The 12,575-nt window shown below is 40.3% G+C and carries 10 protein-coding genes; 3 read left to right on the forward strand and 7 right to left on the reverse strand.

Annotated elements, in window-relative coordinates; translation table 11 throughout:
- Positions 1-319: 319 nt before the first annotated feature.
- From H5187_RS09080 to H5187_RS09110, 7 genes are all read right to left on the reverse strand, one after another.
- Positions 320-1,408 (reverse strand): IS91 family transposase, encoded by a 1,089-nt coding sequence (locus H5187_RS09080; RefSeq protein WP_182797796.1) that lies wholly within the window; start codon positions 1,406-1,408, stop codon positions 320-322.
- Complete coding sequence (locus H5187_RS09085; RefSeq protein WP_182797797.1) at positions 1,405-2,241, reverse strand: tyrosine-type recombinase/integrase; 837 nt, start codon at positions 2,239-2,241, stop codon at positions 1,405-1,407. The genes H5187_RS09080 and H5187_RS09085 overlap by 4 nt, the downstream gene beginning before the upstream one ends.
- 429 nt (positions 2,242-2,670) lie before the next feature.
- Entirely contained in the window at positions 2,671-3,222 is a 552-nt protein-coding gene (locus H5187_RS09090; protein ID WP_145235009.1) for a cytochrome b, read from the reverse strand.
- A 318-nt stretch (positions 3,223-3,540) separates the two neighbouring features.
- Positions 3,541-4,002, reverse strand: a complete 462-nt coding sequence (locus H5187_RS09095) for a GNAT family N-acetyltransferase (RefSeq protein WP_182761168.1) — start codon at positions 4,000-4,002, stop codon at positions 3,541-3,543.
- 187 nt (positions 4,003-4,189) lie between these two features.
- Positions 4,190-6,625, reverse strand: a complete 2,436-nt coding sequence (locus H5187_RS09100) for an ABC transporter permease (protein ID WP_182797798.1) — start codon at positions 6,623-6,625, stop codon at positions 4,190-4,192.
- 87 nt (positions 6,626-6,712) lie between these two features.
- On the reverse strand, positions 6,713-7,450 hold the full coding sequence (locus H5187_RS09105; protein WP_182794633.1) for an ABC transporter ATP-binding protein: 738 nt from the start codon (positions 7,448-7,450) through the stop codon (positions 6,713-6,715).
- Positions 7,451-7,467: 17 nt separating this feature from the next.
- Positions 7,468-8,718: an HlyD family secretion protein gene (locus H5187_RS09110; RefSeq protein WP_182794632.1), complete on the reverse strand. Its 1,251-nt coding sequence runs from the start codon at positions 8,716-8,718 to the stop codon at positions 7,468-7,470.
- A 344-nt stretch (positions 8,719-9,062) separates the two neighbouring features.
- On the opposite strand from H5187_RS09110, the gene H5187_RS09115 reads away from it, so the two are divergent.
- From H5187_RS09115 to H5187_RS09125, 3 genes are all read left to right on the forward strand, one after another.
- Positions 9,063-10,412, forward strand: coding sequence for a sigma-54 dependent transcriptional regulator (locus H5187_RS09115; RefSeq protein ID WP_182768243.1), 1,350 nt, complete (start codon positions 9,063-9,065; stop codon positions 10,410-10,412).
- Positions 10,409-11,704 (forward strand): PAS domain-containing sensor histidine kinase, encoded by a 1,296-nt coding sequence (locus H5187_RS09120; protein ID WP_259398885.1) that lies wholly within the window; start codon positions 10,409-10,411, stop codon positions 11,702-11,704. Before H5187_RS09115 ends, H5187_RS09120 begins: the two co-directional genes overlap by 4 nt.
- A 227-nt stretch (positions 11,705-11,931) precedes the next feature.
- The gene (locus H5187_RS09125; RefSeq protein ID WP_182719468.1) at positions 11,932-12,315 is read left to right on the forward strand and encodes a DUF1842 domain-containing protein; all 384 of its coding nucleotides are present in this window, start codon (positions 11,932-11,934) and stop codon (positions 12,313-12,315) included.
- Positions 12,316-12,575 lie beyond the last annotated feature (260 nt).

Here is a 12,575-nt window from a genome sequence, read left to right on the forward strand (position 1 = left end):
CTAACATTTTAGTATTTATGCGACACGCAGTTTGTGTTGCATAATCGCTTGTTGGACTGAGGCGCTACCTGCTCGGTGTGTCAGAGTTGGTGTTACTTATGCTATGGGAATTTGCTTTTTATGGCCTAAGCGATATCAAGCCAACTTTACTGGCGTGTCTATCGTATCTAAGCTATCCCTGCGTTACTCAGCGTTTATTATGCACCTATTAAACCTAATGTTTCACCGTTAAGCAATGATCTTTTTCTCACGCACAATCGCGAGTAGCCTGAGCAGTTAAGCAGGTTAACTCATTGATTTAATGCAGCAAGCAAAGCTGCTAACTCGTTCGAACTATTTCATTCGTCGAAATATCTGAGGTTATCACACCAATAAACCGTAAGATACCAACCTTACATGACTGACAAGGCCAATACGGTATCAATGGTTCTTGCTCTGTTTTGGGCTTCACCGCTTTGCATGCGGTGGATACATGAGCCCTTATCAGGGCTAACTTTCGCTTACGACACGCATTAGCTAAAAAACCATAGTGGCGAATGCGCATAAACCCTTTCGGCAATACATGTTGTAAGTAGCGCCGTAAAAATTCATCACAACTCAGTGTCATTACTTTATCGCGGTTGTTATCTGCATAATCGCGATATTTAAAGCTCACTGACTGCTCATTCACTGACACTAATCGTGATTCTGACATCACGCCTTTTCGGGTATAACGAGCAAGGTAACTAACTAGCTTTTCACTGTACGTTAAACAGGCTTTGCTATACACGCACCATTTGGTTGGCGTGTTTATCTTCGCGAATGAACTATCGCATTCATTGAGCGCCGCCAGCATTTTTCCTCTAAAGACTGTTGATAACGCTTTTACGGGGTATAAATAGTCTTTTTCTATTTCATGCCAGTGCGTTTTTTCAAGTGCACCTGCGGGTATCAAACAATGCAAGTGGATATGCTGACTTAAGTTCTTCCCCCATGTATGCAGTACGCTTGTCATGCCTAACTGGCCATGCATCTTTCGTTTCGCAAATTTACACAGCGTTTGCCATACGGCTTTAAACAAACACTGGTACAACACACTTGGGTTATAGTGAGCAATGATATTCAACTCATGAGGGAGCGTAAAAACAAGGTGGAAATACCGACACGGTAATAAATCCTCTTGCTGTCTTCGCACCCACTTAGCCGTGGCCATGCCTTGGCAACGCGGACAGTGACGGTCTCGACAACTACACCCAATCTGCTGCGACTCCCCACAGCTATCACATTGCCATGCTTGATAACCGAGCTGACCTGTTCTGCATGATTGAAGGTGCTGACAGACACGCAGTTGTTGATAGCTCATCGTATGATGTTGCCGATAATTCTCAAGATTTGAGTTTAAAATATCAGCGAGGTGCAAAGCGCTCATTGTTTACTCCAACTCGCAAGCAAATCAATGCCGCCATGCCCTAACTCAGGTAACCAGTGTAAGTAACTTTGTGTCGTTTTAATATCACTATGACCAAGCTGATGTTGCAATTGATGAAGTGGCATTCCTGATTCAAGTTGATGTGTTGCATAAGCATGGCGTAGTGCATGTGGATTACAGTGTTTTAAACCACACGCTTGTGCGTGTTTTCTCAATGGCTTCCTGAAGGTCGATGCTGACATAGGTTTATCCATTAACAATCGCGAGTAAAACATCCAACCCGTTGGGTGATACATTTTCCAGTAACTGCGTAATTGGTTTAGTACGCTATCTGAAACTACAACATACCGTGACTTATCCCCTTTACCTTGTTCAATTAAAATGGTTTTACGCTGGCCATCGATGTCTTGCACTTTGATACGTAACAATTCGCCAATACGTAAACCGCACCCATAGCAAACCACTATTAACGTTTTTAGTCGCATATCATCCGTACAGCTTTCTATCAGCCGCCGCATATCATCACGTGATAAATAGGTAGGTCCGCGCGACTTCGCTTTTGGCAGTGCAATATCTAAGTTCAATGGCCGATGTAAAATATTCTTAAACAAGAACCAAATACTGTTTATTTGTATTTTCTGACTTGCTCTAGAAAGTTTACGAATAGCGGGATCGTTAAAAAAGGCGTTAAGCTCGTCATCCGTAATCGAGTCAAGCGGTTTATTAAAATAGTGACTGAGTTTAAGTAAATGTTCACAGTAGCTTTTACATGTACTTTGCGAATAACCTCGATAGGCTATTTCAGTTTTGACTTGTTCAATGAGTGTATTCATGACTTACCTCCAAGTTATGGGATAACCCCAAGGTAAGTGTGGCTCAAATGGTCAGAATAGGATCTCCGCGTAGCGGCTTAGTTCAACAATTTTATAGTGCGCGAAGGGCGGATCTTTCTACTACGACCACGCTCATTTTTTACTTTATATAGTTTTAACAAATTAGCTAAGGTATTACTATCACTAAGTTTTCTATTATCTTTAAGCAAAACTAAATAAAACAATATACACGCGCCGCACATATCCTTGAATATGTGCGCAAACAACAGTTTGAGCACTTAATTAGCTATTATATTTAGTCAATTTCAATTTCCTGTGATCACTTTTAGCCGAACTTCGTCAAAGTGGCAATAGCGTTAAGTCAAACAGAAAGTAGCAAAATTAAAAAAGGGAGACTGAATCTCCCTTTTTTAAAATTTTTATTCGCTGTTATTTTTTCGGCAAACGCATTCTTGCAACCGTATTATCAGATAAAACATAATGGTGGAATAAGGCGGCGGCGGCATGTAATCCAATCAAGTAATAACCAACTTCCCCTGCGGTTTCATGCAGCTCTTTGATGGTTTTAGCCAAGTCTAAATCTTTACTGGCCAATGGCGGCAGCTCTAGACCAAAAAACGGAATTGGTTTGCCTGCCGTGCTCAAAATTAACCATCCAGCAATAGGCATAGCAAACATGAAACCATACAAAATAACATGCACTAGTTTGGCCAGGTTATTTTGCCACTTAGCTGGTTCTGGTTTTATATCAGGAGCCGAGCCACCCACTACGCGAGCAATTAGCCTAACGCTTACTAAAGCTAAAACCGATAAACCAAGCATAAAATGCCACATTTTAAAGGCATCTCGGGTTGTAGTCCCTTTGTCGAATAATTCGCGCAGTTCAATACTTGCGTAAACAGCGACTATCAATATGAACATAAGCCAATGCAAAGCAATGGAGAGCGTATTGTAATGAGTTGTCGTGTTTTTTAAATTCATAATGCCTCTCGAAAAATGAAACGTCTCAACCTACCTCTTATGTTTTGAGAGCTTGAAGAGGTAACCTCTACCCTTGTACGTATTAAATACTCCACATACAGTAACCTATCGTTACTAAGTATTTAGTGATCTAAAACATAAAATTTGTATTTCAAAAATCATGTTTAAATATGGTTGGTTAAGCGTAAACAGTAAAACTTAAGTGATTGGCATAACAAAATAACAACCGTTGGTTACCTTTCGATAAGTATTTGCTAGTTAAACTAATAATTGAAAAGAAATTGAATTTACAACGTTTTTTACACTGTGGCTTTTGAATCAAACAATGCCAGTTCGAAGCATGGCCAGCTTTTCAATACCGTGTTCGGGCGTCCATCTTTTAAACTCAACAAAGTCATGCTTTTTATATAACTTAATAGCGGGCTCGTTAACTACTGCGGTTTCAACTATCGCTGTTGATGCTGTTTCAATAAAGTTAGTTAACGCATAGCGGATTAACTTATCGGCGATGCCTTTTCTAAAATGCTTTGGGTCAACCGTTAAGCTATTAATTTCTAATCGCTCATTGATAATTACCAGTTCAATAACCCCTGCAAGCTGAGTATCGTCATAAAATCCATAAAAAAGCGTTTGCGAATTGTGTATGTCATTAACAGTGCGCGATAAAGGCGGAAAATTCTGCGTACCTATTAATTCAGCTTCTATTTTATAAGAGCGTTGAAAGGTGGTGTAAATTTGCTTTGCGACTGCCTCATTTGCATTATCTAACTTTGCAATCATTGACTGAAATCCCTGTTGTAGCATTTTTAGTTGTATAGACTGCAGATAATAACATTCAGCCCGTACCATCTTTATAATTATTATTAACTTATCAACGTGCCAAATTTTATAAAGTGTTTTTAAAAGAGCTAGTTGAAGGAGCTGATTTAAGCCTTTTACTCAATCAGTCCCTCCTAAACTACACACTTTACTGTTGTGATCCTTGTACACCGTAAATTGCAGGGCGCTTTAGCTGGGCACTTAAAGGTAAATAACACGCCAGTGCGCCAAGGCCAATTACAAACAATAAAGTCATGAATAACATACCAAGCTGCATAATTTGCGGTACTCCATCCGCAATCAGTTGTAGTGGTTGTTGTAAAGCCAGCAATAACGCAATACTGAGTATTATACCCGTTACGATTGCGCTGCCCTTTTGCTTAAATACTAACAAAAACAATGCCAGTGGCTTTGCGCCAACACACAAATGAATACCAATTTCAGCACGCCTTAATAACACTGAGTAGCGCATAATACCTATCAAACCAATACTGGTTAAGGCAATAGTGGCAGCAATGATCATCAGCGTTGTCGCCGATACTACATATTGACGAAACAGTGCTGTATCGCGCTGTGCATTTAATGGCGCTAATTGATGAACTGATAAGCCTGAATCAATAGATTGTAATAAGGTGTTAAGCGTATTTTTTGTTAAGTGCTGAGCATTTTTAAACTCGATAATAAATGAATTATAACCAGCACGAGTCAAATAAGCTTTAGGCTCAAGCGACGTTTTCCCCGGTATAAGCATTGTTTTAACTATGCCTATTATTACTAAATCATTTTCGCGCCCTGAAGTTATATCAAAACTCAAATGCATACCCAATGCATTACCATCATTTGATAATTTTTCTGCTAGTACATCATTAATAATAATAACATTCGCATTACTTTTAGTATCCTCGTTTGTAAAACCACGTCCTTGTAATACGGGTTGTTTAAGTAATGAAAAATACTGCTCATCAACTGATTTACCATAAGGTAATACGTTTTGATTGCTTGCTACCTCAACCAATGACCAAGTAATTAAATTATCGTTTATAGGTGATGATGAACGACTTACTTGCCTAACCTCTGGCAGTAAAGCAAGCTCGTTAGCTACTTGCTCTAATAGCTGATTTGCTTTGTCTCTATCAGCCGCCACATGGCTTGCTACATTAACCTTTAAACTCGTTAATTGCTCAAGTGGCAGTGTGAAAGCCTCGTCAATATTACTTTTATTAACGCTAAAAACTAAAAAGTTAATAAACAATAATGTACACGCTACAGCTACTTGAAAAGCGACCAAGCCTTGCCATACGCGCTTGCCCACCTGCACTGTCGTCCCTTTTCCTGCTGACTTTAAACTACTTATCAGTTGTTGGTAATTTACTATTCGCGTACATAAAAAAGCGAACAGCGTCGTTAATATTAAGCCGCTAACCAGTGTGATAAGGAATGATACTGCATTAATAGAAAGCTCATTGGCGCGCGGTAATATTGCCATGGCAAAATCGCTTAAGGTTGCTAAAAAAATCGCCGCTAACGCAAGGCCTATTATACTTGCTAAGGCTATTAGTAAGGCAACCTCCAGCCAAAACTGTTTAAACAAAGTAAACCGTGTTGCGCCCAGCGCCGCACTCAGTGCTAATGTGTGTTTACGCGCTGCAGTTCTTACAATAAACACGTTACTAATGTTTACACAGGCAATAATAACCAACCCCGTTACAGCTAAAATGAGCCAATAAATATTCTGCGGTGTCTCTTTTAATATTACTGTTTGCAAGGTGTTTAGCTCAAGTTCGATATGCCAACCTGCAAAGAATGCTTCGGTCGTAATATGCTGTTGCCATACATCATCCACATACTGCGATAACCTTTTACTCGCCTGCTCAATGCTTACATCGCTTGGTAATTTAGCCACAAAATGGCTGCGCGAGTAACGGTTCCACCAAAATGGTTTAGCCTCTGCAGAGGTTAAATTATAATCCCACGGCAACCATACGTCAGTGACCTGCCCTGTTTTGATAAGTGCAGGCGATTTAAAGTTGGCTGCAGCCACACCTATAATTTTGAATTGCTGAGCGCCCACACTAAGTGTTTGACCTATTATGTTTTCTTTACTGGCAAAGTCATTTTGCCATGTTCGATAACTTATAACGGCAACGGGGTTAAAACTATCAAGAGCTTCAGTTTGCGTAAAACCTCGTCCTAAATGTAGCTTAATTGCAAACATTTCAAACCACTGAGGGGTAACAAATGAGGTGTTTACTATGGGTAAGCCCGCTACATCATCAAGGCGTTGTTCACCGTAATACACCAACGCAGCTTGCTCAAATAATTTATGATTTTTATATAAATCAATCAGTGCAGGGTAATTAAAAGCGCGGGTATTAAGCGCCCCGGTTTGGTCTATTTGAGCATATTCAGCTTTTACTAACCGCATTTGCTCAGGGTATGGCAATGGTTTTAACAGCATAATATAGGCAAGTGTTAATACAGTAATTAATGCAGCTAAAACAATACTTAACGTCGCTACAACACTTAAACTGTAAACTTTATGATTAGTTATATTAAGTAATGCATTTTTTAAATTATAAGTCATTATGGCACTCCGTTAAGTTATCCCTTAATAGCCATTGACGTTTTATTATTTTTGGATATTCCATTTTACTCTCACTAAACAGGTTATTTAAGCACTTAGCTGATCTTTTATACCCACAGCCCCTAGCATCTCACCATCCAATAGCTTTAGTTGCCTTGTAGCCATATCACAGTAACGCGGGTCATGTGTCACCATGCAAATAGTGGTGCCGGCTGCATGTAGCTCACTTAATACATGCATAACTTGATCTCCCGATTTTGAGTCTAAATTACCCGTTGGCTCATCAACTAATAATATTGCCGGTTCAGTCACCAGCGCTCGGGCTATCGCCACGCGTTGCTGCTGTCCACCAGATAATTGGTTAGGTTTATGACTCATACGATGCCCAAGCCCTACTTTTTCAAGGCACGCTTTTACTTTTTCAGCAATTATTTGCTTGTTTGGTTTATAGTGGTGATAACGCAGTGGTAATGCCACGTTGTCGAACACACTTAACTCATCAATTAAATTAAATGATTGAAAAATAAATCCTATTTTTGCATTGCGAGTTTCAGCAGCCTGATTCAGCGAAAGTGCAGAGACGTCTTTACCGTCAATTAAATATTCACCGCTGGTTGGCATATCAAGTAAACCCAATAATGAAAGTAATGTTGATTTACCACAGCCAGATGGCCCCGATATCGACAAGTATTCACCGCGATAAATACACAAATCAATACTACGCAGTGCATAGGTTTGTAACTCTTGGGTTTCAAATACCTTACTAATTCCTTTCATTGCTAATACGACATCGGCTTGGGTGTTCGTTATTTTTTGCTCTGTCATTATTTTTATCCTGTTCATTAGTTAATTAGAATTTCGCTATTGCTGCGAGTAAGGTTGGTTAAATCTGAAATAATCAATTGCTGATCTAACTGTGCGCCGCTTAGTATTTCGATAAAGCGCCCAGCCTCGCGACCAAATTTGATATCAACCAAGTGTGCGCTTTGCTGCTGTGAGTTTACCTGATACAGATCTCTTACACTGTGCGGTTTTACGTTTGCTGGGCGCTCGATATAAGTAACATCTTTTAGCTGTGCGACCTTAATATTGGCATCGACGGTTAATTGCGGCCGAACATTTTCAGGGAGCTCTTTAGGCAACGATAACTCTACCTCTACTGTATTATTACTCACCACAGGGCTGATGCGTGACACCTTTGCCATAACAACACCGCGGCGTGTATCTACTTCTGCGAGCTGCCCTAACCGAATATCATCTACTTGATTTTGTGGTACTTGAATAATTGCAATTAACGAATCAACCGAGCCGATAAGCGCAACTTCTTGCCCTGCATTTACGCTTTGCCCAAGCTCAATCGGTAAACGCTGTAATACCCCATCCATTCCCGCTACTACAGATAGATTGGCCAATTGTGTTTGTGCCATAACTACTAACCCTTGTTGCTGTTTAATTTGCTCAAGCTGAATGTTTTCAGATTCTATGTGCACGGCTTTTAGTTGCTCTGAACGTTGCTTAGCTATTGCTAATTGCTGGCGAAGTTGTTGCTCGTCTAACACGCTACGCTGATAATTAAGCGTTGAGACTATGCCCTGTTCAACCAAACTGGTTTCAGCTTTTAATTTTAGTTTGGCATTTTCGTAAGCGGCATGGCTTTGCGCCACATGAGAGCGCTCGTTTAATAACTCGCGAGTATTGTTTAATCTTAACTGGCGTAAGTTAGCATTGAGTTTATTAAGTTCTTGCTGCGCATTTTCGAGCTGTTGCTCAAGCGCTGGATTGGCTAACTGCACAATCACTGAGTCACTGGTCACTATTGCGCCTGGTTTTAATAAAATAGCCTGCACAGTGGCCAACGTTTTTGCCGTAAGCAATTGCTGCTGCGCAGATTTAAGTTCACCATAACCTGTAACCGTAATCGCAAGCGCGCCTTGGCGTACATCACTAATAATAATATTACTGCGCGATACTGACACACCTACTTGACTGCTGCGCTGATAAATCACTGCCACAATTAAAATAACAGCCAGTAATAAAATTAGCTTATGCCAAAGCGATAACTGCTTGACTACTTTTGTTTTTACTATGTCCATATTGCACCGCATTATGCTTTGTATATCTAAGCTATAGCGAAACACGTGCCAACATTAAAAATCAATAAATACAAACAATTACAAGTATGTACTATTTAAAAATTCTTATTGAGCGGCGATACCGGACTCCTCAGTATCAATTTGAGACTGGCCCTAGTTAAAGGCTTTCACTTCGACAGACACGCTAACCCAAAATCGGACGCAAGCAGTCCGTAATCGGACTGGAACACCTACTGAAATCACCTTTAAATAGCTAACAAGCTGAAATACAAAAATAAAATCACTGGCATAGAAATCGCTATACGCTACAATCAACCTGTGCTTATTCACCTATTTGGAAGTTTATGCCTGCCACTATTTTGATCATTGAAGATAGCCCCGAAATCCGCCTAAGCGCGCGCTTTATTTTAGAAGATAACGGCTACCAAGTGCTCGAATGCGACTCACCTTTTAGCGCGCAAGCAGTAGTTAAAGATAGCCAAGCGATTGACCTTATTTTGCTCGATATGAATTTTACCCGCGACACCACATCAGGTGACGAAGGTTTGGCGTTTTTACAGCACTTACATAAACAACAGTTAGATATCCCTGTCATCGCAATGACTGCGTGGTCGAGCGTAGATCTAGCGGTTCGCGCTATGCAACACGGTGCGTGTGACTTTATTGAAAAGCCATGGCAAAACCAGCGCTTATTAAAATTGCTCGATCAGCAACTCACACTTAAAAAGTTAAACAAACAAAATCAAAAGTTGCTGCAACAGCTTAACGATCGTGCCTCGCCTGCATTTGTGTATCAGTCACACGCTATGCAACAACTGATAAGTCAGTTAGCTAAGGTGGCTAAAACCGATGCTAACATTTTACTAACCGGTGAAAATGGTACGGGTAAGAGCCAATTAGCACAATGGCTTCATCAGCAGTCAACGCGCCATACACAACCGTTTATTGCAGTGAATATGGGGGCTATTGTTGAATCGTTATTTGAAAGCGAAATGTTTGGTCATAAAAAAGGTGCGTTTACTGATGCTAAAAATGAGCGCATTGGCCGCTTTGAACTGGCCGATAACGGCAGTTTATTTTTAGACGAAATAGCCAATATACCACTACCACAACAAGCAAAATTATTACGGGTACTCGAAAGCCAAGAGTTTGAGATGGTTGGCGCGAGTCACACTAAAAAAACCAATGTACGCTTGATCAGTGCCACCAATGGCGATATTGCCACACTGATAAAACAAGGCCAGTTTAGAGAAGATTTATACTATCGGATAAACACTTTGGAGTTTGTAATACCGCCACTACGCGAACGCATTGAAGATATAGTGCCTTTGTGCGAGCACTTTATAAATTTACATGCTAAAAAATACTCAAGCACCATACTTACATTGAGTGAATGCGCTAAACAGGAATTAAACCACTATACTTGGCCGGGCAATGTACGCGAGCTAAGCCATGTGATTGAACGGGCAATATTGTTAGCAACAACCGACACATTGACCGCCGATGACTTAAACCTGCACAGCAGTCAAATCAATAACACATTACCACTAATGACACTAGAGCACGCAGAGCGCCAATTAATTGATTTAGCCCTCAAGCAGACCCAAGGCCATATTCCTAACGCCGCTAAATTATTAGGTTTAGGTAAATCTTCTATGTATCGTCGCCTTGAAAAATACAGGATTACCGTATGAAAAGCAGTATGACACTTAGTTGTCTTTATCACTCATCGCTGGAACGCAGTTTAATTGGCTTTGCATTTTTTAGTAGCACTTTAGCAGCGTTGGGGTGCTATTTTATTGGCCAATATTTTGCTTTATCTGTTGTTACTTCTGCCGTTATCTCAATCCTATTTTTAGCTATTTATCTTAAGCTGTTTATTCGTACCTATAAAAAAGTGATCAACAGCTTTAACCGCAATTACGCCCACCTAGATGCCATTTTAAACGAAGATTATAACCAGCTCGTTAAGCCCAGCTATCAGGCGGGGAGTATTCACCAATTACAACAAAGCTTGATTGAGTTAAGTGAAGAGTTATTTAAAAAGAAGTCGCGATACGATCAGCATATTTTTTTGGTGTACCAATTAATTGAGCATTTTAATGTGCCGATCATGGTGCTCGATCAATATAATAAGCTCAGTTATGCCAATAATGCGTTTAGCGAATTTAAACAGACTCAATGGCAAACCTTACGCTATGCAAGCGCTGAACAATTAGGGCTTACAAAGCAAGACGCACATTGGCAATTTAGCGATGTTATTACAGCCCAGCAATGGCAAATACGCCACAGTGAATTTATAGAGCAAGGCAGCTGTCATCAACTTATTGTTATGATCGACATCACCTCAGCCCTTCGCGAAAGCCAACTGCAAGCATGGCAGCAAATTATTCGCGTACTCGGTCACGAAATTCGCAACTCACTCACACCAGTTACTGCAATGGCTGAAAATCTCGCCGTGAAGCTCACCGAGCCACGACAAATACAAGCACTTAATGTTATAAGTGAGCGCTGTAATTATCTTAATGAATTTGTCACGCGCTATGGCGATATAAATAAACCACTGGCACTTAATATAGTAGCAATAGACACCGACACATTTTTAAAACAAGTGTGCGCAATATACCCTGACGTTGCATTTAGCTGCGTAACAGACGCCGCAACTTTTAAGGCCGACCGCACGTTTATTCATCAAGTCATGATCAATCTAATAAAAAATGCCATCGAAGCAAGCACCCCGCCCGTTAAAATAACATTAGGTGTGCATAAGCAAGGAAAAGTAAGCTGCATCACCATTGATGATAACGGCCAAGGCCTTGCCAACCCCGATAACATATTCGTGCCGTTTTACACCACTAAACAACAAGGTCAAGGGATTGGTCTAAGCTTTTGTCGCAACGTGATAGAGCAGCATCATGGTAGTTTGAGCTTAGCGAATAAAGAAAAACACCAAGGTGCAGTCGCAACAATACTATTGCCAGTGTAGCTAGCTTCGAAAAGAAATACTAAAAAGAACATTTAGTTTAATCAGCGAATACTTTGTAAAAGCAACCCCTATTCTAAAAAACAACGATAAAAAAACCTGTACGCCCTCAAACTCAACTTCATGTAATACGCTGTAATATGTCTTTTGTGGTGGTCATTCTACAATTTCACTCGGTTACTTAGTATCCATATAACAGTGCGAATGCAATCTACAAAAGGAACAAGAAAATGTCTGATGAAAGCTTATATCTCGTTAAATTACAATTTCAATCTGGTGTTGTTGGTGGTGGCTCTATGGAAATTCAGTTTGCTGTAGATCCAAAAACAGGTTCATTAAATGGTCGAGCGAATGGCAGCATCCAAGAAGGAACGCAGCATTCACCTCATTTCACCGCTAGCGCATCGGGCCATATGCATGCAACTGGCTATAATGATGTAACTAAAGTTGGCGCGCTAACAGGTCAAGCAGTGGTGTCTTTTCCACCACCTGCAATTGGTAGTTACCAGTCACCTTTTACGGCAAGCTTTGGCGTTGATAACCAATGGAATGGCAAAGGCAGTTTTTCAGTGGGTGATAATACCTACCAATGCAAAGTGAGTCTAATCGACTAAGCTGATTAAAAATAGTTTTTCTATTAAATGGCATTCAATCCAGTTGAATGTCATTTAATAATTCACCAAGCAGCGTCATTACTACCCTTCTTCAAGCTCTCGCCAAAGCTTATGGCTTAGCACTTTATTTCAGGCATAAAAAACCGACCAATTTGGTCCGCTTCACGTTTATAAAAACGTTGAAAAACAGTGTCGACTTGCTTTGCTATGATTTAATTAGGATTGCCTAACTTTTTTATCATTTGTTTAAGCCTTTGTAT

It is taken from the genome of Pseudoalteromonas sp. SG44-1 (assembly GCF_014164315.1).
Lineage (GTDB): Bacteria > Pseudomonadota > Gammaproteobacteria > Enterobacterales > Alteromonadaceae > Pseudoalteromonas > Pseudoalteromonas rhizosphaerae.

Bases quoted from the DNA above. Each gene is read 5' to 3' on its own strand.
- H5187_RS09080 (WP_182797796.1), bottom strand. From the start codon at position 1,408: ATGAGCGCTTTGCACCTCGCTGATATTTTAAACTCAAATCTTGAGAAT.
- H5187_RS09085 (WP_182797797.1), bottom strand. From the start codon at position 2,241: ATGAATACACTCATTGAACAAGTCAAAACTGAAATAGCCTATCGAGGT.
- H5187_RS09090 (WP_145235009.1), bottom strand. From the start codon at position 3,222: ATGAATTTAAAAAACACGACAACTCATTACAATACGCTCTCCATTGCT.
- H5187_RS09095 (WP_182761168.1), bottom strand. From the start codon at position 4,002: ATGATTGCAAAGTTAGATAATGCAAATGAGGCAGTCGCAAAGCAAATT.
- H5187_RS09100 (WP_182797798.1), bottom strand. From the start codon at position 6,625: ATGACTTATAATTTAAAAAATGCATTACTTAATATAACTAATCATAAA.
- H5187_RS09105 (WP_182794633.1), bottom strand. From the start codon at position 7,450: ATGACAGAGCAAAAAATAACGAACACCCAAGCCGATGTCGTATTAGCA.
- H5187_RS09110 (WP_182794632.1), bottom strand. From the start codon at position 8,718: ATGGACATAGTAAAAACAAAAGTAGTCAAGCAGTTATCGCTTTGGCAT.
- H5187_RS09115 (WP_182768243.1), top strand. From the start codon at position 9,063: ATGCCTGCCACTATTTTGATCATTGAAGATAGCCCCGAAATCCGCCTA.
- H5187_RS09120 (WP_259398885.1), top strand. From the start codon at position 10,409: ATGAAAAGCAGTATGACACTTAGTTGTCTTTATCACTCATCGCTGGAA.
- H5187_RS09125 (WP_182719468.1), top strand. From the start codon at position 11,932: ATGTCTGATGAAAGCTTATATCTCGTTAAATTACAATTTCAATCTGGT.